16 protein-coding genes are annotated in these 19,544 nt (G+C 67.6%); 13 read left to right on the top strand and 3 right to left on the bottom strand.

Translation table 11 applies throughout. The features are described from left to right. Positions 1–3: 3 nt before the first annotated feature. Both PARJ55_RS0106835 and bhcR read right to left on the bottom strand, forming a co-directional pair. Positions 4–1,677 (bottom strand): DUF6345 domain-containing protein, encoded by a 1,674-nt coding sequence (locus tag PARJ55_RS0106835; protein WP_084637795.1) that lies wholly within the window; start codon positions 1,675–1,677, stop codon positions 4–6. Positions 1,678–1,877: 200 nt separating this feature from the next. Continuing rightward, positions 1,878–2,708, bottom strand: a complete 831-nt coding sequence (gene bhcR, locus PARJ55_RS0106830; RefSeq protein ID WP_028712352.1) for an HTH-type transcriptional regulator BhcR — start codon at positions 2,706–2,708, stop codon at positions 1,878–1,880. 184 nt (positions 2,709–2,892) lie between these two features. Here bhcR and bhcA point away from each other — a divergent pair, with 184 nt between their 5' ends. From bhcA to PARJ55_RS0106785, 9 genes are all read left to right on the top strand, one after another. Next, positions 2,893–4,083 (top strand): L-aspartate--glyoxylate aminotransferase BhcA, encoded by a 1,191-nt coding sequence (bhcA, locus tag PARJ55_RS0106825; RefSeq protein WP_028712351.1) that lies wholly within the window; start codon positions 2,893–2,895, stop codon positions 4,081–4,083. Positions 4,084–4,085: 2 nt separating this feature from the next. Continuing rightward, positions 4,086–5,045: a beta-hydroxyaspartate dehydratase BhcB gene (gene bhcB / locus PARJ55_RS0106820; protein WP_028712350.1), complete on the top strand. Its 960-nt coding sequence runs from the start codon at positions 4,086–4,088 to the stop codon at positions 5,043–5,045. 21 nt (positions 5,046–5,066) lie between these two features. Further along, positions 5,067–6,230 carry a 3-hydroxy-D-aspartate aldolase BhcC gene (gene bhcC, locus PARJ55_RS0106815; RefSeq protein WP_024844790.1) on the top strand — a complete coding sequence of 388 codons (1,164 nt, stop codon included), beginning with the start codon at positions 5,067–5,069 and terminating at the stop codon, positions 6,228–6,230. Then, a complete protein-coding gene (gene bhcD, locus PARJ55_RS0106810) occupies positions 6,230–7,192 on the top strand; it encodes an iminosuccinate reductase BhcD (protein ID WP_028712349.1) in 963 nt (320 codons plus the stop codon). Before bhcC ends, bhcD begins: the two co-directional genes overlap by 1 nt. 41 nt (positions 7,193–7,233) lie before the next feature. Beyond that, positions 7,234–8,715 carry a nucleobase:cation symporter-2 family protein gene (locus PARJ55_RS0106805; RefSeq protein WP_028712348.1) on the top strand — a complete coding sequence of 494 codons (1,482 nt, stop codon included), beginning with the start codon at positions 7,234–7,236 and terminating at the stop codon, positions 8,713–8,715. Continuing rightward, complete coding sequence (locus tag PARJ55_RS0106800; RefSeq protein WP_028712347.1) at positions 8,715–10,058, top strand: 8-oxoguanine deaminase; 1,344 nt, start codon at positions 8,715–8,717, stop codon at positions 10,056–10,058. The genes PARJ55_RS0106805 and PARJ55_RS0106800 overlap by 1 nt, the downstream gene beginning before the upstream one ends. A gap of 16 nt (positions 10,059–10,074) precedes the next feature. After that, a complete protein-coding gene (gene uraH / locus PARJ55_RS0106795) occupies positions 10,075–10,425 on the top strand; it encodes a hydroxyisourate hydrolase (RefSeq protein WP_028712346.1) in 351 nt (116 codons plus the stop codon). A gap of 205 nt (positions 10,426–10,630) precedes the next feature. Then, entirely contained in the window at positions 10,631–11,878 is a 1,248-nt protein-coding gene (locus PARJ55_RS0106790; RefSeq protein WP_028712345.1) for a urate hydroxylase PuuD, read from the top strand. A gap of 77 nt (positions 11,879–11,955) precedes the next feature. Further along, on the top strand, positions 11,956–12,693 hold the full coding sequence (locus PARJ55_RS0106785; RefSeq protein ID WP_028712344.1) for a class I SAM-dependent methyltransferase: 738 nt from the start codon (positions 11,956–11,958) through the stop codon (positions 12,691–12,693). Here the strand turns inward: PARJ55_RS0106785 and PARJ55_RS0106780 are convergent. Next, a complete protein-coding gene (locus PARJ55_RS0106780) occupies positions 12,659–13,555 on the bottom strand; it encodes a LysR family transcriptional regulator (protein WP_028712343.1) in 897 nt (298 codons plus the stop codon). The two genes, PARJ55_RS0106785 and PARJ55_RS0106780, sit on opposite strands and share 35 nt — an antisense overlap. A 118-nt stretch (positions 13,556–13,673) precedes the next feature. On the opposite strand from PARJ55_RS0106780, the gene xdhA reads away from it, so the two are divergent. From xdhA to guaD, 4 genes are read left to right on the top strand one after another with little or no spacing between them, the layout of a single operon-like run. Beyond that, a complete protein-coding gene (gene xdhA / locus PARJ55_RS0106775; protein WP_028712342.1) occupies positions 13,674–15,119 on the top strand; it encodes a xanthine dehydrogenase small subunit in 1,446 nt (481 codons plus the stop codon). Further along, positions 15,116–17,428, top strand: coding sequence for a xanthine dehydrogenase molybdopterin binding subunit (gene xdhB / locus PARJ55_RS0106770; protein ID WP_028712341.1), 2,313 nt, complete (start codon positions 15,116–15,118; stop codon positions 17,426–17,428). Before xdhA ends, xdhB begins: the two co-directional genes overlap by 4 nt. Continuing rightward, positions 17,425–18,168, top strand: a complete 744-nt coding sequence (xdhC, locus tag PARJ55_RS0106765; protein WP_028712340.1) for a xanthine dehydrogenase accessory protein XdhC — start codon at positions 17,425–17,427, stop codon at positions 18,166–18,168. Before xdhB ends, xdhC begins: the two co-directional genes overlap by 4 nt. After that, positions 18,156–19,433: a guanine deaminase gene (gene guaD, locus PARJ55_RS0106760; RefSeq protein ID WP_028712339.1), complete on the top strand. Its 1,278-nt coding sequence runs from the start codon at positions 18,156–18,158 to the stop codon at positions 19,431–19,433. The genes xdhC and guaD overlap by 13 nt, the downstream gene beginning before the upstream one ends. Positions 19,434–19,544: the final 111 nt, after the last annotated feature.

Here is a 19,544-nt window from a genome sequence, read left to right as displayed (position 1 = left end):
TCGTCAGTCACCCAGGTCAGACTGGATCCAGTAACGCTTGCGAAAGCCGCGCACGCATTCGATCTCGATGCCCTGCCGGGCGACGAGTCGTGCGGTGTTGCTGCGGATTCCGTATCCGATTTCCGTGGTGTCCGGCAGGATGCGCAGGCTGAGCGGCGCCGCCCCGCGCGCCGCAAGGTCGCGCATCAGCCGCGCCGAATGCTGCGCCAGGATGCGCGGGATGGCCTGCGGTTCGGGCTCGGGCAGGCCCTCGGGCCGCGCGGGCGGCGGCGGATCGTCGGGCAGGCCCTGGCGATGGGCGCGCGGGGCCATGCGCTCCGCCACCCGGCGCAGGGTCGATTCGATGCGCAGGACGGTGCCGTCCGGCCGCATGGCCAGCCGCAGGCTGCCGGTTTCGGGGGTTAGGACCGGGATGCCGTCGATCGCCTGGCGGAATTGCACGATGATCTCGTCCAGGTTCTCTTCCGGCGGCTCGTCCGGCCGGCGCAGGCTGGCGGTCGCCGACATGGCCAGCGCGATGCGGTCGAAGACCAGCTCGCTTTCGGTCGGCAGGAAACCGTATCGCCGCAGGGCGCTGCGCGCGCGGGCGATCAGGGCGCGGCGCTGCAGGGGGGTGCGCGGACCCTGCCCCGGCCCGCCGGGTGCAAGCTCCAGCAGGATGCGCCCGTCGGGCCGGCGCTGGAAGCGGACCGGACCCTGACGAACCGACAGGCAGCCCTGCGCGTCGCCCCGCACCAGCGCCGGATCAAGGCCGAGCCGCGACAGAACCTCTTCGGCCAGGGCGTGGTCCCCGGCCACCGGAACCAGCCGCACCGCCGAGAATTCGGCCGGCGGCTCGGCCAGCGCCGGCTCGCGCTGGTAAAGCGCGGCCGGGGCGTGCCAGCGCCAGGCCCAGCATTCCGTCGCGCCGCGCTGCGGCTGGAACCGCCGCTCGGAGAACAGCATGGCCAGCGCCGCCTCGCGCTTGGGCGCGCAGGCGCAGACCACCGGGTTCTGGTCATGCGCCACATCCCAGGCGCCGTCCAGCCAGGCCTGCGCGAAGGACTTGCCCATTTGCCAGTGCTGCCAGAAATTCGCGCCGTAGCGGCCGGAATCCCAGCAACTCGAATCGAAGCCGAACAGCATCCGCAACCCGTGATTGGCCGGGCCCCAACTGCGCAGCGGGCTGTGGCCCGGGCCGACCCGCAGCGACTGGCTGGTGGACCAGAACAGATAGCGCAGCGCACCCGAGCCAAGCCGCATCCGGTCCGAGGTCAGGCAGGCGTCCGTCCCGGCCCAAAGCGCGCCCATCGGCAGGTGAAAGCTGCCGTGCTCGTCCATCCGGCCATGGCCGGCGTGATAGAACACCCGCACCGAATCCATGTCGCGGCCCGGAGCATGTTCCGTCGCCCGCCGGTCATAGATCCAGGATTTCACCGCCGCGTCCCGGCGCCAGAAATCCGGCGTGGCAAAACGATCGACCGCGTCCAGAAAGCCGCCCGCGTCGCGATGCGCGGCATGCAGCGCGCCGGCGGCGCGATAGGTCTCGACGCTGCAGGCGCCATAGAGGCGGCCGCCGGTGCCGTTCCCGCCCTGCCCGGGGGCCTCCTCGGCCGGATCCTGCGGGTCCGGGACAGCCGGGCCCTGCATGGCGCGCGGATCGCGGATCATGCCGAAACGGGGAACGAGATCTTCCATGCCGTGAGCTCCTTGCAGGACACGCGCCGGGGCCCTGGGCACCGGCAAGACGGAGGCGGTAAGCGTCGCGCCTCAAGCTAGGATGGCCGGCGTGAACTGAACGTGAATCTGAGATTAATGAACAAATCGGTCTCGAAACTCCCGGATTTTCCGAAGGATTCTAACGATCCCGGCCTTTCCGGGCAGACGAATCACGTCCTTCAGCCTTCGGCCGCCGGCGGCGCCATGCCAAAGGACAGTTCACGCGCCGCCGCGATCACCGCCTCGGCCATCGCCTCAAGCCGCGCATCCGACATGCGCAATGTCGGCCCCGAGACCGAGATTCCCGCCGCCGCCTCGCCCGCGAAATCGAAGATCGGCGCGGCGATGCAGCGCATGCCGGGGGTGCGCTCCTCGTTGTCCAGCGCATAGCCGCGGGCGCGGATGCGGGCCAGATCGTCCAGCAGCGCCTGCGGGTCGCTCAGCGTCATCGGCGTGAACCGTTCCAGCGCCATCTCGCGGATCATCCGCTTCAGGTCGGCCGGCCGGGCATGGGCCAGGAGCGCCTTGCCGATCCCCGAGGCATGCAGGGCCGAACGCGTGCCGGGCGGAAAGAAGGCGCGGATCGTCTCATGCGTTTCGGCCTGGCTCAAGAACAGCACCGCCTCGCCGTTCAGGATGCCCAGGTTCGCCGTCTCGCCCGTCACCTCCATCAGCCGGCGCAAGAGCGGCCGCGCCCGCTCGACCAGGCCCGAGCGGCGCATGAAGGCCGAGCCGTGGCGGAAGGCGGTCGGCCCGACATGCCAGGCCTGGGTCTGGCTGTCGCTTTCCGCCACGCCGCGCGCCGCCAGCGTCACCAGAACCCGGTGCACGGTCGAGGGCGCCATCTCCAGCCGCTGCGCGATCTCGGTCAGGGTCAGGCCGTTCGACATCGCGATCAGGTCCAGGATGTCCAGCGCCCTGTCCAGCGCCCGGATGCCGCCCGAATCCTCGGCCCCGAACCCGCCGGCGCGGCCCCTCGGACGGCCGCGTTTCCGAATCTGAACCGACATTCAATTTTTCCTTTCGACAACTTCGCGGATTTCTTGAAAGTCCTCATTCCGCTGTGGAAAAGAGCAACCATCTGATTCAACGCCACTTTACGCTATTTTTCCGCGATTGCGAAATATTTTTCAGAAAAATTGCATCGATGGACAGCAAAACGTAGCTTGGTCCACAAGCGCAGGAGGAATTGCCATGACCAGCCAGAACCCGATCTTCATTCCCGGCCCGACCAACATCCCCGAGGAGATGCGCAAGGCCGTCGACATGCCCACCATCGACCACCGCTCGCCGGTGTTCGGGCGCATGCTGCACCCGGCTCTCGAGGGGGTGAAAAAGGTCCTCAAGACCGAAACGGCGCAGGTTTTCCTGTTCCCCTCGACCGGCACCGGCGGCTGGGAAACCGCGATCACCAACACGCTGTCGCCCGGCGACAAGGTGCTGGCGGCGCGCAACGGCATGTTCAGCCATCGCTGGATCGACATGTGCCAGCGCCACGGGCTCGACGTCACCTATGTCGAGACGCCCTGGGGCGAGGGCATCCCGGCCGACCGCTTCGAGGAAATCCTGACCGCCGACAAGGGCCACGAGATCCGCGTCGTGCTGGCCACGCATAACGAGACCGCGACCGGCGTCAAATCCGACATCGCCGCCGTCCGCCGCGCGCTGGACGCGGCCAAGCACCCGGCGCTGCTGTTCGTCGACGGCGTCAGCTCCATCGGCTCGATGGACTTCCGCATGGACGAATGGGGCGTCGACATCGCCGTCACCGGCTCGCAAAAGGGCTTCATGCTGCCGCCGGGCCTGGCCATCGTCGGCTTCTCGCCCAAGGCAATGGAGGCGGTCGAGAGCGCGCGCCTGCCGCGCACCTTCTTCGACATCCGCGACATGGCGACCGGCTATGCCCGCAACGGCTATCCCTACACGCCGCCGGTCGGGCTGATCAACGGGCTGAACCTCAGCTGCGAGCGGCTGCTGGCCGAGGGGCTCGAGAACGTCTTCGCCCGCCATCGCCGCATCGCCGGCGGCGTGCGCGCCGCGGTCGAGGCCTGGGGGCTGAAGCTCTGCGCCGTCCGCCCCGAACTTTACTCGGACAGCGTCAGCGCCATCCGCGTCCCCGAGGGCTTCGACGCCAACCTGATCGTCAGCCATGCGCTGGAGACCTATGACATGGCCTTCGGCACCGGCCTGGGCCAGGTCGCGGGCAAGGTGTTCCGCATCGGCCACCTGGGCAGCCTGACCGACGCCATGGCGCTGTCCGGCATCGCCACGGCCGAAATGGTGATGGCCGATCTGGGCCTGCCGATCCGGCTGGGCTCGGGCGTCGCCGCCGCGCAGGAACATTACCGCCAGACCACCGCCGCCGCGCAGAAGAAAGCCGCCTGAGGATGAAGGACGCCATGTATATCCCGACCTATGAGGACATGCTGGCCGCGCATGAGCGGATCAAGCCGCATATCCGCCGCACGCCGATCCGCAGCTCGGACTATCTGAACGAGTTGACCGGCGCGCAGCTGTTCTTCAAATGCGAGAACTTCCAGGAGCCGGGGGCCTTCAAGGTCCGCGGCGCCACCAACGCGGTCTTCGGCCTGGACGAGGCGCAGGCGGCCAAGGGCGTCGCCACGCATAGCTCGGGCAACCATGCCTCTTGCCTGTCCTACGCAGCGATGCTGCGCGGCATCCCCTGCAACGTGGTCATGCCGCGCACCGCGCCGCAGGCCAAGAAAGACACGGTGCGCCGCTATGGCGGTGTCATCACCGAATGCGAGCCCTCGACCAGCTCGCGCGAGGAGACCTTCGCCAAGGTGCAGGCCGAGACCGGCGGCGATTTCGTCCATCCCTATAACGATCCGCGCGTGATCGCCGGCCAGGGCACCTGCGCCAAGGAACTGATGGAACAGGTGGACGGGCTGGAAGCGGTCGTGGCCCCCATCGGCGGCGGCGGCATGATCTCGGGCACCTGCCTGACGCTTGCGACGCTGGCGCCCGAGGTCAAGGTGATCGCGGCCGAGCCCGAGCAGGCCGACGACGCCTATCGCAGCTTCAAGGCCGGCCACATCATCGCCGACGACGCGCCCAAGACCATCGCCGACGGGCTCCTGGTGCCGCTGAAGGATCTGACCTGGCATTTCGTCAAGAACCACGTCAGCGAAATCTACACCGCCTCGGATGCCGAGATCGTCGATGCGATGAAGCTGATCTGGAAGCATCTGCGCATCGTGATGGAGCCTTCCAGCGCCGTGCCGCTGGCCACCATCCTGAAGAACCCCGAAGCCTTCGCCGGCAAGCGTGTCGGCATCATCGTCACCGGCGGCAATGTCGATCTCGACAAGCTGCCGTGGAACTGAACCCGAATTGAGGAGAGTGCCATGAACGCGAAAACGGATTTCTCCGGCTACGAGGTCGGCTACGACATTCCCGCCCTGCCCGGCATGGACGAAAGCGAGATCCAGACGCCCTGCCTGATCCTCGACCTGGACGCGCTGGAGCGCAACGTCAGGAAGATGGGCGACTATGCCAAGGCCCACGGCATGCGCCACCGCAGCCACGGCAAGATGCACAAGTCGGTGGACGTGCAGAAGCTGCAGGAGTCGCTGGGCGGCGCCGTCGGCGTCTGCTGCCAGAAGGTCAGCGAGGCCGAGGTCTTTGCCCGCGGCGGCATCAAGGACGTGCTGGTCACCAACGAGGTGCGCGAGCCGGCCAAGATCGACCGCCTGGCCCGGCTGCCCAAGCTGGGCGCCACGGTGACGGTCTGCGTCGATGACCTGGCCAATATCGCCGACCTCTCGGCCGCCGCGCAGCGCCACGGCACCGAGCTCGGCATCTTCGTCGAGATCGATTGCGGCGCCGGCCGCTGCGGCGTGACCACCAAGGAAGCCGTGGTCGAGATCGCCAAGGCCGCCGATGCCGCCCCGAACCTGACCTTCAAGGGCATCCAGGCCTATCAGGGCGCCATGCAGCACATGGACAGCTTCGAGGACCGCAAGGCCAAGCTGGACGCCGCCATCGCCCAGGTGAAGGAAGCCGTCGACGCGCTGGAGGCCGAGGGGCTCAAGCCCGAATTCGTCTCGGGCGGCGGTACGGGGTCCTATTATTTCGAAAGCAATTCGGGCGTTTACAACGAATTGCAATGCGGCAGCTACGCCTTCATGGATGCCGATTATGGCCGCATCCACGATGCCGAGGGCAAGCGCATCGACCAGGGCGAATGGGAGAACGCGCTGTTCATCCTGACCTCGGTGATGAGCCACGCCAAGCCGCATCTGGCGGTGGTCGATGCCGGCCTCAAGGCGCAGTCGGTCGATAGCGGCCTGCCCTTCGTCTATGGCCGCGACGACGTGAAATACATCAAGTGCAGCGACGAGCACGGCGTGGTCGAGGACAAGGACGGCGTCCTGAAGGTCAACGACAAGCTGCGGCTGGTGCCGGGCCATTGCGACCCGACCTGCAACGTCCATGACTGGTATGTCGGCGTGCGGAACGGCAAGGTCGAGACGGTCTGGCCGGTCTCGGCGCGCGGGAAGGGCTACTGATGCTCGTCGTCGCCGAAAAGGAAATCGCGGGTCTGATGACCCCCGAGGCGGCCTTCGAGGCCATCGAGGCGGTCTTCGCCTCGATGGCCCGGCGCAAGGCCTACAACTTTCCCGTGGTGCGCGAGGCCATCGGCCATGAGGACGCGCTCTACGGCTTCAAGGGCGGCTTCGACGCCTCGGCCCTGACGCTGGGGCTGAAGGCCGGCGGCTACTGGCCGAACAACCAGAAGCACAACCTGATCAACCACCAGTCCACCGTGTTCCTGTTCGACCCGGATACCGGCCGGGTCTCGGCGGCGGTGGGCGGCAACCTGCTGACGGCGCTGCGCACGGCGGCGGCCTCGGCCGTGTCGATCAAGTATCTGGCGCCCAAGGGCGCCAAGGTGCTGGGCATGATCGGCGCCGGCCACCAGTCCGCCTTCCAGATGCGGGCGGCGGCCAATGTGCACCGGTTCGAGAAGGTCATCGGCTGGAACCCGCATCCCGAGATGCTGTCGCGCCTTGCCGATACCGCGGCCGAGCTGGGCCTGCCCTTCGAGGCGGTCGAGCTGGACCGGCTCGGCACCGAGGCCGATGTGATCATCTCGATCACCTCGTCCTTCTCGCCCCTCTTGATGGATCAGCACGTCAAGGGCCCGACGCATGTCGCGGCCATGGGCACCGACACCAAGGGCAAGCAGGAGCTGGACCCGGCGCTGGTCGCGCGCGCCCGGGTCTTCACCGACGAGGTCGCGCAGTCGGTCAGCATCGGCGAATGCCAGCACGCCATCGCCTCGGGCCTGATCCGCGAGGATCAGATCGGCGAGATCGGCGCCGTGGTGGCGGGCGACAACCCGGGCCGCGGGGATGCCGAGGTCACGATCTTCGACGGCACCGGCGTCGGGTTGCAGGACCTCGCGGTGGCCAAGGCGGTCGTCGAACTGGCGAAACACAAGGGGGTGGCGCAAGAGGTCGAAATCTGACCCGTGCCGCTCGCGTCCTGAACAAGGGAGGATAAGGACGTATGCAAGCAGTTGAAACCAATCCTGGGTTCGACCCGGTCGAGGAGCGCATCGCCGCCCCTCGGCTGCTGGCCCTGGGCTTCCAGCACGTGCTGGTCATGTATGCCGGCGCCATCGCGGTGCCGCTGATCGTCGGCCGCGCCCTGCAGCTTTCGCCGCAGGACGTGGCCTTTCTGATTTCCGCCGACCTGTTCGTCTGCGGGATCGTCACCATCATCCAAAGCTTCGGCGCCACGCAATGGTTCGGCATCAAGCTGCCGGTGATGATGGGCGTGACCTTCGCCGCCGTCGGCCCCATGGTCGCCATCGCCTCGTCCAACCCCGGTCAGGAAGGCGCGCGGATGATGTTCGGCGCCATCATGGCGGCGGGCCTCATCTCGATCTTCTTCGCTCCGCTGGTCAGCCGGCTCTTGCGCTTCTTTCCCAGCGTCGTCACCGGCACGGTGATCCTGGTGATCGGCGTCAGCCTGATGCCGGTGGGCATCAACTGGATCTTCGGCCTGCCGGCCGGCCCCACGGCGCCGCAGCTGGTCGATCCCGCCGCCCAGGCCTGGCTGGAGGCCGCCCGCGCCACCGGCGACGTCCCGGAAAGCGTCAAGCTGATGCCGACCGTGCCCAACCCGGAATACGCCTCGCTGTCGCGCATCCTGATCGGCATCACCGTGCTGGCGGCGATCCTGGTGATCGCGCGCTACGCCCGGGGCTTCGTCGCCAATATCGCGGTGCTGCTCGGCATCGTCATCGGCGGGCTGCTGGCGGCGGTCATGGGCATGATGCATTTCGACGGCATCGCCGAGGCCGCCTGGTTCGCGCCGATCAAGCCCCTGCATTTCGGCATGCCGATCTTTGACCCGGTGATGATCCTGACCATGCTGCTGGTCATGTTCGTGACCATGATCGAATCGACCGGCATGTTCCTGGCGCTTTCCGACATCTGCGGCCGCAGGATGACGTCCAAGGCGCTGTCGGCCGGGCTGCGCGTGGACGGGCTGGGCACCGCGATCGGCGGGCTGTTCAACACCTTCCCCTATACCTCCTTCAGCCAGAACGTCGGTCTGGTGGGCGTGACCGGCGTGCGCTCGCGCTTCGTCTGCGTGGCGGGCGGCGCGATCATGATCGTGCTGGGCCTGATCCCCAAGATGGGCGCGCTGGTCGAATCGCTGCCGACCACGGTGCTGGGCGGCGCGGGGCTGGTGATGTTCGGCATGGTCGCCGCGACCGGCATCCGCATCCTCTCGACGGTGGACTTCAAGGGCAACAAGCACAACCTGTTCATTGTCGCCGTCTCGCTGGGCCTCGGCATGGTCCCGATGATCGCGCCCGACTTCAACCAGTGGCTGCCGCATTCGCTGCACACGCTGATCCATTCCGGCATCCTGCTGGCCGCCGTGGCCGCCGTGCTGCTGAACTGGTTCTTCAACGGCGCCCCGCATGCCAGCGACGAGGAAATCGCCGCCGCAGCCCACGCCGCCGAGGCGCATTGATGACGAAACGCCTGCTCATCAGGGGCGCCGAAGTGGTGGTCACCATGGACGGCGCCCGGCGCGAGATCGCAGGCGGGGACATCCTGATCGACGGCGGGGTCATCTCCGCCGTCGGCCCGGGTCTTTCCGCCGAAGGCGCCGAGATCGTCGAGGCCGGGGGCTGCGTCGTCACCCCCGGCTTCGTCAACACCCATCACCACCTGTTCCAGACCCTGACCCGCGCCGTGCCTGCCGCGCAGGATGCGGCGCTGTTCGGCTGGCTGCGCACCCTCTATCCGATCTGGGGCCGCATGGGCCCCGAGGATATCCGGCTGTCCACCCGGATCGGCCTGGCCGAACTGGCGCTCTCGGGCTGCACCTGTTCCTCGGACCACCTCTACCTGTTCCCGAACGGCGCCCGGCTCGACGACAGCATCGAGGCCGCCTCGGAAATCGGCATCCGCTTCACCGCCACCCGCGGCGCCATGTCGATCGGCGAGTCCAAGGGCGGCCTGCCCCCCGACGCGCTGGTCGAGGACGAGGCCGCGATCCTGAAGGACAGCGAGCGCCTGGTCGCGGCCTTCCACGATCCGAATCCCGGCGCCATGGTGCAGGTGGGCCTCGCCCCCTGCTCGCCCTTCTCGGTCAGCCGGGAACTCATGCGCGACGCCGCCATCCTCGCCCGCGAGAAAGGCGTGCGGCTGCACACCCATCTGGCGGAAAACGACGAGGACATCGCCTATTCGCTGGAAAACTTCGGCATGCTGCCCGGCGACTATGCCGAAAGCCTGGGCTGGACCGGCGACGATGTCTGGCACGCGCATTGCGTGAAGCTGTCGGAGAAGGAAATCGACCTCTTCGCCCGCACCGGCACCGGGGTCGCGCATTGCCCCTGTTCGAACGCGCGCCTCGCCTCGGGCATCGCCCCGGTGCGCCGGATGCGCGACGCGGGCGTGCCGGTCGGCCTCGGCGTCGACGGCTCGGCCAGCAACGATTGCAGCCATCTGGGACTCGAGGCGCGGCAGGCCATGCTGGTCGCCCGCCTCAAGGACGGCCCCGCCGCCCTCGGCGCCCGCGAGGCGCTGGAGATCGCCACGCTCGGCGGCGCCCGGGTGCTGGGCCGCAGCGATATCGGCGCGCTGGAACCCGGAAAACGCGCCGATCTGGTGCTCTGGGACGTCTCGGAACTGCCGGCCGCCGGCCAATGGGACCCGGTGGCCGCGCTGGTCTTCTGCGCCCCGATCCGCCCGCGCGCGGTCTATGTCGAGGGCCGCGCCGTGGTGCAGGATCACCACCTGCTGACCGCAGACCCGAATCGCCTGAACGAACAGGCCCGCGCCGCCATCGCCCGGCTCGCGGATTGACAAGGAAAGGACGAAAATGCCCGGTTATCTCACCACCCATGTGCTCGACACCGCCAACGGCACGCCCGCGCAGGGCATGCGGATCGAACTCTACCGCCTCGACCCCGAGCGCCGGCTGATCGCCGAGACCGTCACCAACCACGACGGCCGCACCGACAGGCACATCCTGCCCGAGGCGGAATTCCAGACCGGCGAATACGAACTGGTCTTCCATGTCGGCGCCTGGCTCGACGCCCAGGGACATCAGGCGGCCAAGCCCCGCTTCCTCGACCAGGTGCCCTTGCGCTTCGGCATGTCGGAACAGGACCATTACCATGTGCCGCTGCTGATCTCGCCCTACGGCTTCTCGACCTATCGCGGCAGCTGAGCCGCCGGCGCTTTCTCGGTTTTCCAAATACCCTGGGGGTGAAAGGCCCGGCACGGGCCTGAGGGGGCAAAGCCCCCTCTTTTTCGTTTCCGCAGGGCCCGGCAAAAGATTTTCAACGCATCGTTAAGACAGCAAGGGGAAATGCGTGAATACTCGCAACCCCGCGAAGCGGCTAGTCTTTCCCCAGCTAGACAGGAGACAGAACATGTCCGATTTCGCCGTCATGTGGGATTGGCTCGCCTTTGCCATCCGCTGGACGCATGTCGTCACCGCCATCTGCTGGATCGGCTCGTCCTTCTATTTCGTCGCCCTCGACCTGGGGTTGCGCAAGGTGCCCGGCCTGCCGCCCGGCGCGCATGGCGAGGAATGGCAGGTCCATGGCGGCGGCTTCTACCACATCCAGAAATACCTGGTCGCGCCCGAACGGATGCCCGAGCATCTGATCTGGTTCAAATGGGAAAGCTACATGACCTGGATCTCGGGGGCGGCGCTCCTGATGGTCACCTATTGGGTCGGCTCCGAGCTGTTCCTGATCGACCCCGCCAAGATGGATCTGGCGCCCTGGCAGGCCATCCTGATCTCGGCCGGCTCGCTGTCCATCGGCTGGCTCATCTATACCAACCTGTGCAAGTCGAAGCTGGGCGAGACCCCGACCCTGCTGATGCTGATCCTGTTCGCGCTGCTCATGGTCATGGGCTGGGCCTATAACCAGGTCTTCACCGGCCGCGCGGTCATGCTGCATCTGGGCGCCTTCACGGCGACGATCATGACGGCGAACGTGTTCTTCGTCATCATGCCGAACCAGCGCATCGTCGTCGCCGACCTCAAGGCCGGGCGTCCCGCCGATCCGAAATACGGCAAGATCGCCAAGCTGCGCTCGACGCATAACAACTACCTGACCCTGCCGGTCGTCTTCCTGATGCTGTCGAACCACTATCCGCTGTCCTTCGCCACGGAATACAACTGGGTGATCGCGGGGCTGGTCTTCCTGATGGGCGTGACCATCCGGCATTTCTTCAACACCATGCATGCCGGCGGCGGCATGAAGTGGTGGACCTGGGCGGTGACCACCATCCTGTTCATCGTCGTCATGTGGCTCTCGACCGCGCCGATGTTCCGCCAGACGCTGGAGGAATCCGAGGCCCGAGTCCTGACGCCCACGCAGCAGGCCATGGTCGATGCGCCCGGCTGGGACGAGGCCTATGCAGCGGTCATGGGCCGCTGCAGCATGTGCCACGCCCGCGAGCCGGGCTACGAGGGCATCCATACCGCACCCAAGGGCGTCCTGCTGGAGACCCCCGACGACATCACCCGCGCCGCGCGCGAGATCTATATCCAGGCCGGCGTGACCGATGCCATGCCGCCCGCCAATGTCAGCTTCATGGAGCCGCAGGAACGCCAGGCGATCATCGACTGGTATCGTGGCCTGCCCAGGGCCTTTGCGCTGAACTGACCGGCCGTCGCCGCGGGGTTTGCCCATGCCCCGCCGATCGGCTAATACGCTTCTCCGCCGAACCCGGGGAGAAGAGCATGGACAGCAGCAACGGCTGGGAGGCTTCCGCCGAGGCCTGGATCGCCGACATGGGCGAGACCGGCGATTTCTCGCGCCGCCATGTGCTCGACGCGCCGATGCTGGCCCGCATCCGCGGCCGCGGCTTCCGCAACGCGCTGGACGTGGGCTGCGGCGAGGGACGCTTCTGCCGGATGCTCGGCACCGAGGGCATCGCGGCGACCGGCATCGACCCGACCCCCAAGCTGATCGAGACCGCGCGCAGCCGCGACCGCGCCGGCACCTATCTGCAGGCCCGGGCCGAGGCCCTGCCCCTGCCCGATGCCGGATTCGACCTGGTGGTCAGCTACCTGACGCTCATCGACATCGACGACATCCGCGCCGCCATCGCCGAGATGGTGCGCGTCCTGCGTCCGGGCGGCAGCCTGCTGATCGCCAACCTGAACTCCTTCAGCACGGCGGGCGGCTGGAACGGCGATCCCGGCTCGGGCTACCTGATCGACAATTACCTCGAGGAACGCGCGGAATGGGTCAGCTGGCGCGGCATCCTGATCCGCAACTGGCACCGGCCTTTCCATGCCTATATGCAGGTGCTGCTGGCGCAGGGGCTGCGGCTGGTGCATTTCGACGAGCCCGCCCCGCAGGGCGGCGAGCCGCAGCAGGTGGCGCGCTATCGCCGCGCCCCCTATCTGCACGTCATGGAATGGCAGCGGGACGAGGCGGTCAGGCGAACAGACCCCGCACCTCCCGCGCGATGAAATCGGCGAACAGCCGCACCTTCGGGTCCTGCAGGCGGCGATGCGGCGTCAGCACGCCGAATTGCGAGGGAATCGGCGGGTAGTCCGGCAGCACCTCGACCAGCTGCCCCGCGGCCAGATGCTCGGCCACCTCGTAGCGGGGGCGATTGACGATCCCCCTGCCCCCCAGCGCCCAGTTGCTCAGCACGTCGCCGTCGTCGGCGTCGAACTTGCCGTTCACCAGCAGCTTCTGCGGCCCCTCGGGGGTCTGCAGGACCCAGTAATATTCCGGGCTGCGCGGATAGCGCAGCAGCAGGCAGTTATGCGCGGTCAGGTCCTCGGGGCGCTCGGGGCGGCCATGCGCCTCCAGATAGGCCGGGGTCGCCACCAGCACCCGCCGGCATTCCGCGATCCGCCGCCATTTCAGCGCCGAATCCTGCGGCTCGCCCAGGAAGAAGGCCAGGTCGATCCCGTCGGCGATGATGTCCACGTTGCGGTCCGACAGCCGCAGCCGCACCTCGACGCCGGGATATTCGTCGCAGAATTTCGGCACAAGGGGCGCGATCAGCCGCCGCCCCAGGCCCAGGGGCGCCGTCACCCGCAAGGCGCCATGCGGCATGCCGGAAAAGCCCGAGACCACCGCCTCGGCCTCGTCCAGCGTCTCGATCACCCGCCGGGCATTGTCATAGAAGGCCCGCCCCACCTCGGTCGGCACCAGCTTGCGCGTGGTGCGGTTCAGAAGCCGCACCCCGTAGCGCGTCTCCAGGTCCTTGATGCGGTTCGAGGCCACCGCCGGCGACATGCGCAGGTCGCGCCCGCCGGCGGTGATCGAGCCCAGTTCGACCACCCGGACGAAGACCCGCAGACTTTCAAGATATGGCATGGCTTCAACCCGCCTCTTTCAAGGAATCGCTGAAAGTCTTATGCTCAATCCGAGATTTCGCAAAGAGCAATTCGCATCTAGGCTTTTCCCATACCCAGCCATCCCGAGCGAGGACCGAATGGGCCACGAATTGCGCTTTCTTCTGAACAATACCGAGATCCGCCTGACCGAGGCGGGCTCGCGCGACACGCTGCTGGACTTCCTGCGGCTGAACCGCCGCCTGACCGGCACCAAGGAGGGCTGCGCCGAAGGCGATTGCGGCGCCTGCACCGTTCTGGTCGGCCGGCTGCATGAAGGCCGGCTGCATTACGAGCCGATCAACGCCTGCATCCGCTTCCTGGCCTCGTGCCACGGCTGCCATGTCGTCACCGTCGAGCATCTGCGCGGCGCCGATGGCGGGCTGCACCCGGTCCAGGCCGCCATGGTCGAGCATCACGGCAGCCAATGCGGCTTCTGCACGCCGGGCTTCGTCATGGCGCTTTACGGGCTGTGGATGCAGAACCCGCGCCCGGACATGCTGGCGATCGAGACGGCGCTGCAGGGCAACCTGTGCCGCTGCACCGGCTACGAGCCGATCGTGAAGGCCGCCTTCGCCGCCTCGGAAGCCGGCGGGCAGCACATGGACGCGCTGACCGTCGAGCGCGACCGCGTCACCGCCGCCCTGCAAGCCATCCCGGCCGAGCGGGTCGAGGTCTCGCGCGGCGAGGACCGCGCCATCCTGCCGGCCGATGCCGCCGACCTTGCGCAGGTGCTGGCCGAGAATCCCAAGGCGACCATCGTCGCGGGCGCCACGGACGTGGGCCTGTGGGTGACGAAATTCCTGCGCGACATCTCTCCGGCCGTGTTCATCGGCCATCTGCAGGACCTCAAGCGGATCGAACTCGCGGACGGCCGGATCACCATCGGCGCCGGCGTGACCTATACCGAGTTCGAGCCCTTCCTGCGCGAACATTTCCCCGAGGCGGTGGATTACTGGCTGCGCATCGGCGGCTGGCAGGTCAGGAACGCCGGCACCATCGGCGGCAATGTCGCCAACGGCTCGCCCATCGGCGAGACGCCGCCCCTGCTGATCGCGCTGGGGGCCACGCTGCGGCTGCGCAGCGCCGAGGGGACGCGGGAATTGCCCATCGAGGATTACTTCATCGAATACGGCAAGCAGGACCGCCGCCCCGGCGAATTCGTCGAGGCGATCACCGTGCCGCTGAAGGGCGAGGCGAAGATCGCCGCCTACAAGGTCAGCAAGCGCCATCACGCCGACATCACCGCCTCGGCCGCCGCCTTCCGGGTGGAAACCGACGGCGCCACGATCATCGACGCCCGCGTCGCCTTCGGCGGCATGGCCGCGACGCCGAAACGCGCCACCCAGGCCGAGGCGGCGCTGAAGGGCCAGCCCTTCACCGCCGAGACCTTCGAGGCCGCCGCGCGTGCGGTCGCAAACGACTTCCAGCCGCTCAGCGACTGGCGGGCCAGCAAGGAATATCGCCAGCAACTCGCCGCCAACTTCTTCCGCCGCTTCTGGCTTGAACAGCAGGGCGCAGACCACCGCCTGAGGAGGGTCGAATGAAACAGGACGTTTTCGTCAAGGGCGCCGCCCATACCCCCATCATCCACGACTCGGCCGTGAAACATGTCACCGGCCAGGCCGATTACACCGACGACCTGCTGGAGCCGGTCGGCACGCTGCACGCCTCTCTGGGCCTTTCCACCGTCGCGCATGGCCGCATCGTCTCGATGGATCTCGACGCGGTGCGCAAGGCCCCCGGCGTGCATCTGGTGCTGACCGCCGCGGACATTCCCGGCCATAACGACATCTCGCCCACCGGGCTGCACGACGAGCCGCTGCTGGCCGAGGACGAGGTGCAGTTCCATGGCCAGCCGATCTTCGCCGTGGTGGCCGAGACCCGCGACCAGGCCCGCCGCGCCTGCCAGCTGGCCCGCGTGGAATACGAGGAACTGCCCTTCGCCATCGACGCCATCTCGGCCCGCGACGCCGGGCTGGGCTATGTGACCAAGCCGCTGAAGCTCAAGCGCGGCGACATGGCCGAAATGGACCGCGCGCCCCGGCGCATGTCCGGCCGGCTGACGGTCGGCGGGCAGGAACATTTCTACCTGGAAAGCCAGATCGCCTTCTCGATCCCCGGCGAAGACGACGAGGTCGTGGTCAACATCTCGACCCAGCATCCCAGCGAGGTGCAGCACATGGTCGCCCATGTGCTGGGCGTGCCCTCGAACGCCGTGGTCGTGAACGTGCGCCGCATGGGCGGCGGCTTCGGCGGCAAGGAATCGCAGATGAACCCCTTCGCCTGCATCTCGGCGCTGGCTGCCAAGAAGCTCAAGCGCGCCGTCAAGCTGCGCCCCGACCGCGACGACGATTTCTCGATCACCGGCAAGCGCCACGATTTCGTCATCGACTACGAGGTGGGCTATGACGAGACCGGCAAGATCCACGCCGTCGATGCCGATTTCTATGCCCGCTGCGGCTTTTCCTCGGACCTCTCCGGGCCGGTGACCGACCGGGCGCTGTTCCATGCCGACAACGCCTATTACTACCCGGCGGTCGAGCTGCGCAGCCATCCGATGAAGACCAACACCTGCTCGAACACCGCCTTCCGCGGCTTCGGCGGCCCGCAGGGCGTGGTCATGGCCGAGCGCATCGTCGAGGACATCGCCTATCAGCTCGGCCGCGACCCGCTGGAGATCCGCAAGCTGAACCTCTACGAGAACGGCCAGCTCACCCCCTATCACCAGGAGGTCGAGGACCAGATCCTGCCGCGCATCTTCGAGGAGCTGGAGGCCAGCAGCGACTATCACGCCCGCCGCCAGGCGGTGCTGGACTGGAACGCGCGCGCCGAAAGCGAGGGCGGCGCGATCCGCAAGGGGATCGCCCTGACCCCGGTCAAGTTCGGCATCAGCTTCACCGCGACCTGGTACAACCAGGCCGGCGCGCTCATCCACATCTATTCCGACGGCTCGATCCACCTGAACCACGGCGGCACCGAGATGGGCCAGGGCCTGAACACCAAGGTCGCGCAGGTGGTGGCCGAGGCGCTGGGGGTCAGCATCGACCGCATCAGGATCACCAAGACCACGACCGAGAAGGTGCCGAACACCTCGGCCACCGCGGCCTCGTCGGGCTCGGACCTGAACGGCATGGCGGCGCTGGACGCCTGCCGGCAATTGATCGAGCGGCTGACCGCCTTCGCCGCCGAGGCCAGGGGCGTGCCGCCCGAACTGGTCAGCATCGGCGAGACGGTGCAGATCGGCAACGAGGAAATGCCCTTCGAGGATTTCATCAACACCGCCTATCTGGCGCGGATCCAGCTGTCGGCCGCGGGCTTCTACAAGACCCCCAAGATCCACTGGAACCGCGACACCGGGCAGGGCCGGCCCTTCTATTACTTCGCCTATGGCGCCGCCTGTTCCGAGGTCTCGGTCGATACGCTGACCGGCGAATATGTCATCGAGCGCGCCGACGTGCTGCATGACGTGGGCCGCAGCCTGAACCCGGCGCTGGACAAGGGCCAGGTCGAGGGCGCCTTCGTGCAGGGCACCGGCTGGCTGACCAGCGAGGAACTCTGGTGGGACCAGAAGGGCCGGCTGCGCACCCACGCCCCCTCGACCTACAAGATCCCGCTGGCCTCGGACCGGCCCAAGGTCTTCAACGTCGCATTGGCCGACTGGTCGGTGAACCGCGAGGCGACGATCAAGCGGTCGAAAGCGGTGGGCGAGCCGCCCTTCATGCTGGGCATCTCGGTCTTCCAGGCGCTGAACATGGCGGTGGCGAGCTTCAACGGCTACCGCGAAAACCCGCGCATCGACGCGCCCGCCACCCCCGAGCGCGTGCTGATGGCCATCGAGCGGCTGCGGCCATGATCCGGGTCGAGATCACCCGCACGCGCGGCTCCTCGCCGCGCGAGAAAGGGGCGGCGATGTTCGTCACCCCCGAGGGACTGACCGGCACCATCGGCGGCGGCCAGCTGGAATATATGGCCATCGACCGCGCCCGGCAGATGCTGGCGCGCGGCGAGACCGCCGCCCGCATGGACGTGCCCCTGGGCCCCGAGATCGGCCAATGCTGCGGCGGAAGGGTCGAGCTTGCCCTGACCCGCGTGGCCGAAGCCCCGGCCGGCCCCGAGCATCCGCAGGTGCTGATCTTCGGCGCCGGCCATGTCGGCCGGGCGCTTGCCAAGGCCCTGGCGCTCCTGCCGCTGCGCCCGGTCCTGATCGACCAGCGCGCAAGCGAACTGGCGCAAGCGACCGGCGAGACCCGCCTGACCCCCCTGCCCGAGGCCGAGATCCGCAACGCGCCCTTCGGCACCAGCCACATCATCGTCACCCATGACCACGCGCTGGACTTCCTGCTGGCGGCCGAGGCGCTGCGCCGCCTGGACGCGCCCTATATCGGCATGATCGGCAGCCGGACAAAACTGGCGCAGTTCCGCCGCTTCGCCCGCGCCCAGGGGCTCGACACCGACCGGCTGACCTGCCCCATCGGCGCCGGCTGGTCGCGCGACAAGCGCCCCGAGGTCATCGCCGCCTTCACCGCCGCCGAGATCATCGGCCGCCTGACCGAAACCGTTTCACCGTTTGAAAAATACTCATGCGACAGCTGATCCGGGGGCGCACGCTCTCCTTCCACGCCGACCCCGCCGAGGTCGAGAACGCCTTCACCTATCACGAGGACGGCGCCGTCATCACCGAGAACGGCAAGATCGCGGCCATCGGCGACTATGCCAGCCTGCGCGACCCCGCCCTGCCGGAGATCGACCACCTGCCGCACCTGATCCTGCCCGGCTTCATCGACACCCATATCCATTTCCCGCAGGTGCAGGTGATCGCCAGCTGGGGGGCGCAGCTGCTCGACTGGCTCAACACCTATACCTTCCCCGAGGAATCGCGCTTCGCCCAGCAGGGCCATGCGCCGCTGATGGCCGAGAAGTTCCTCGACCTGCTGCTTTCGCACGGCACCACCACCGCCGTCGCCTTCTGCTCGGTGCATCCGCAATCGGCCGAGGCGCTGTTCCAGGCCGCCGAGGCGCGGGGCATGGCGATGGTCGCCGGCAAGGTGATGATGGACCGCAATGCCCCCGAGGCGGTTCTGGACACCCCGCAACAGGGCTATGACGACAGCAAGCGGCTGATCGAAACATGGCACGGCCGCGGCCGCCTGCGCTATGCCATCACCCCGCGCTTCGCCATCACCTCGACGCCCGAGCAGATGGAGATGACCGGGCAGCTGGTGCGCGAACATCCCGATTGCCATATCCAGACGCATCTGTCCGAGAACAAGGACGAGATCGCCTTCACCCTCAGCCTCTATCCGCAGGCGCGCGACTATCTCGACATCTACGAGACCTATGGGTTGCTTTCGGATAAGCTGCTGCTCGGCCATTCCATCCACCTGGAACCGCGCGAGATCGCCCGCATGGCCGAGACCGGTTCGCGCGCGGTGTTCTGCCCGACCTCGAACCTGTTCCTGGGCTCGGGCCTTTTCGACGAGGCGGGCCTGCGCGCCGCGGGCGTAGTCAGCGGCATCGCCACCGATGTCGGCGGCGGCACCAGCTACTCGATGCTGCAGACCCTGAACGAGGGCTACAAGATCCTGCAGCTGCGCGGCCAGAAGCTGCATCCCTATGCCGCCTTCCACTGGGTGACACGCGGCAATGCCTTGGCGCTCGGCATGGCCGACCGCATCGGCACGCTCGACCCCGGCAGCGATGCCGACCTGGTGGTGCTCGACAGCCGCGCCACGCCTGCGATGGCGCTGCGCATGGACCGGGCCGAGACCCTGGCCGAAGAGCTTTTCATCCTGCAGATCCTCGGCGACGACCGCGCCATCGCCCAGACCTATGTTGCCGGAAAACCGATGCTCGGGTGAGGTGGGGACTAAGGGTGCCAAAGAAAGGATAAGCATGCGCAAGCGAAAGCAATCGTGTGCGCAAGGCCGTCAAGCGGATTTTCTCCGGCGGGCTGATTTGCACCAGCAGAT

Origin of the sequence: Paracoccus sp. J55 (assembly GCF_000513975.1) — a bacterium.
Taxonomy (GTDB): Bacteria; Pseudomonadota; Alphaproteobacteria; order Rhodobacterales; family Rhodobacteraceae; genus Paracoccus.
Note: the sequence above shows the minus strand (reverse complement) of the source record. Positions and strands in the feature narration are given on the sequence as shown.

Coding starts and splice junctions, on each gene's coding strand:
- PARJ55_RS0106835 (WP_084637795.1), bottom strand. CDS start 1,677: ATGGAAGATCTCGTTCCCCGTTTCGGCATGATCCGCGATCCGCGCGCC.
- bhcR (WP_028712352.1), bottom strand. CDS start 2,708: ATGTCGGTTCAGATTCGGAAACGCGGCCGTCCGAGGGGCCGCGCCGGC.
- bhcA (WP_028712351.1), top strand. CDS start 2,893: ATGACCAGCCAGAACCCGATCTTCATTCCCGGCCCGACCAACATCCCC.
- bhcB (WP_028712350.1), top strand. CDS start 4,086: ATGAAGGACGCCATGTATATCCCGACCTATGAGGACATGCTGGCCGCG.
- bhcC (WP_024844790.1), top strand. CDS start 5,067: ATGAACGCGAAAACGGATTTCTCCGGCTACGAGGTCGGCTACGACATT.
- bhcD (WP_028712349.1), top strand. CDS start 6,230: ATGCTCGTCGTCGCCGAAAAGGAAATCGCGGGTCTGATGACCCCCGAG.
- PARJ55_RS0106805 (WP_028712348.1), top strand. CDS start 7,234: ATGCAAGCAGTTGAAACCAATCCTGGGTTCGACCCGGTCGAGGAGCGC.
- PARJ55_RS0106800 (WP_028712347.1), top strand. CDS start 8,715: ATGACGAAACGCCTGCTCATCAGGGGCGCCGAAGTGGTGGTCACCATG.
- uraH (WP_028712346.1), top strand. CDS start 10,075: ATGCCCGGTTATCTCACCACCCATGTGCTCGACACCGCCAACGGCACG.
- PARJ55_RS0106790 (WP_028712345.1), top strand. CDS start 10,631: ATGTCCGATTTCGCCGTCATGTGGGATTGGCTCGCCTTTGCCATCCGC.
- PARJ55_RS0106785 (WP_028712344.1), top strand. CDS start 11,956: ATGGACAGCAGCAACGGCTGGGAGGCTTCCGCCGAGGCCTGGATCGCC.
- PARJ55_RS0106780 (WP_028712343.1), bottom strand. CDS start 13,555: ATGCCATATCTTGAAAGTCTGCGGGTCTTCGTCCGGGTGGTCGAACTG.
- xdhA (WP_028712342.1), top strand. CDS start 13,674: ATGGGCCACGAATTGCGCTTTCTTCTGAACAATACCGAGATCCGCCTG.
- xdhB (WP_028712341.1), top strand. CDS start 15,116: ATGAAACAGGACGTTTTCGTCAAGGGCGCCGCCCATACCCCCATCATC.
- xdhC (WP_028712340.1), top strand. CDS start 17,425: ATGATCCGGGTCGAGATCACCCGCACGCGCGGCTCCTCGCCGCGCGAG.
- guaD (WP_028712339.1), top strand. CDS start 18,156: ATGCGACAGCTGATCCGGGGGCGCACGCTCTCCTTCCACGCCGACCCC.